The 1,953-nt window shown below is 67.7% G+C and carries 2 protein-coding genes; both read left to right on the forward strand.

Translation table 11 applies throughout. The annotated features are described in order from the left end of the window. Nucleotides 1–186: 186 nt before the first annotated feature. Entirely contained in the window at nucleotides 187–738 is a 552-nt protein-coding gene (locus tag EOA24_RS36040) for a hypothetical protein (protein WP_245501939.1), read from the forward strand. A 9-nt stretch (nucleotides 739–747) separates the two neighbouring features. Then, a partial coding sequence (locus tag EOA24_RS36045; protein WP_127410710.1) for a GNAT family N-acetyltransferase occupies nucleotides 748–1,953 on the forward strand: 1,206 nt, incomplete at its 3' end.

Below are 1,953 nucleotides of genomic sequence, written 5' to 3' on the forward strand. Positions count from 1 at the left end.
GCATAGCGCCGCAGGCTGCGCGTCTCGTTTCGCGCGCCGACCTGGCGGCGCTATGCAAAGCTCTGGCCGCAGCTCTGCTGGTCGGGCTTCAGCGCCACCACCACCAACATCCAGGGGCAATCCCTGGCGCTGCTGGTCGCGGGCATCGCCGGGCCTGCCGCCTACGCCCCGCTGGCGGCGGTGCTGGTGCTGTTCGCGCCGCTGCGCATCTCCAGTCTAGCCTTCTCGAACATGCTGCAGCCGGAACTTGCAAAGCTGGTGCGCAACAAGGAGTTCGACCGCGTCTGGACGCAGGCCAAGATCTGGGCGCTTGTCATGGGTTGCGGCAGCCTGGCCTATGGCTGCGGCGTCCTGTTCATCCTGCCGATGATCAAATCGCAGGCTCTGCAGCATGCCTCGGTCGGCCTGATCGGGCTCTTCGCCATCGCCAACTTCGTGCCGATCATGGCCTATGTGATGCCGCGCGTGGTCCTCGAGATTCTGGGCGATTTCCGCATCGTCGCCTTCATCACCATGGCCGGCGCGATCGTCGGGCTGGCGACGATCGGCATCCTGCTGGCCGTCGCGCCGTCGACATGGGCGCTGGCCGGCGCCGCGGTGTCGGAGACCTTCGTGCTGGTGGCCTCATGGTATTTCACGGCCAACCGCATGTGGAACCTCAAGCACCCCAACGAGCAGCGCCCCACGATGGTCGGCGCCTGGCGCCGCGCGGCGACGCTCGCCGTGCAGAGACGATAGGAGAATGATGTGGCAAGCCAGGCAATGCCGATGGCCGCGATGACGACCGGCCTGGCCGAGGGCGAGGCCGCGCCGCACGCCGGCGCCGCTGGCATCGCTTACGTGGCGCAGTTGCACACCAGCCTCGAAACGGCCAAGCCGCTCTGGCTGCGTCTCGAGACGACCGGCGTGTGCACCGGCCACCAGCATTTCGCCTGGGCCGAGGGGATCGTCGAGCGGCTCATGCCCCCGAAAGCCGAACTGGCCATCGTCGAATTGCGGGACGCCGCGACGGCCGAACCGGTCATGCTCGTGCCGCTAATGCGGCGCCGCGCGTTCGGCCATTGGGTGGTCGAGTGGTTGAGCTGCGGGGTCTGCGACTACGCGGCACCCTTGCTCGCCGACGCCACGCCCTGGACAAGGCAGTCCGCCGAGGCCGCCTGGGCGGCGGTGCTTTCCGTGCTGCCGCCGGCGGACCGCATCCACATCACCGGTATCCCGAAGGAGATCGGCGGCGTCGCCAATCCCCTGGCGCTGCTTTCGCCGGCGCGCGATTCCATCCATTCCCGTTACGGCATCGCCATGGATGGCGACGCCGACACCGTCGTCAAGCGCATCTGCCGTCCGTCCTTCGTCAAGGCCCTCAACAAGGACCTGCGCCGTCTGGACCGCAATGGTGGCCTGGCGTTGGTGGAAGCCGACACGCCGGCGTTGGTGGACTCGATTTTCGGCAAGCTGGTCGAAATGCGGCTCAGCCGTTTTCGCGAGCTCGGCCGGTTCGATCTCCTGGCGCGGCCGCCGGTCGCCGAGTTCTACCGAAGCGCGGCGCAGCGCGGTCTGAAGGACGGTTCGGTACGCGTCTTCGGCCTGCGCGCCGGCGACGTCATGGTCGCGGTCCAGTACCTTGCGGTCCATCTCGGCACACTGCATGCGCTGCTGGTCGCGATCGACCAGGCCGCGGTGCCCAACGTTTCGCCCGGGCTGTGCATCATGGGCGAGCTGATCCGCTGGGGCCGCGGGCAGGGCTTCGACTATTTCGACCTGTCGGTCGGCAACCAGAGCTACAAGGAGCATATGGGCGCGGTGAAGTCGGTTCTGTCCGAGCTTTGCTACGGCATCACGCTGAAGGGCCTGGCCGCGAGCGGCGCCATCAAGTATCGCGGTCGGGGCGTCGCCTTCGTGCGCGACAACCCGCGCCTCTTCAAGCTCGCGCAGGACTTCATGCAGCGCTGGCGG

Source organism: Mesorhizobium sp. M2A.F.Ca.ET.039.01.1.1, from assembly GCF_003998035.1.
GTDB lineage: Bacteria > Pseudomonadota > Alphaproteobacteria > Rhizobiales > Rhizobiaceae > Mesorhizobium.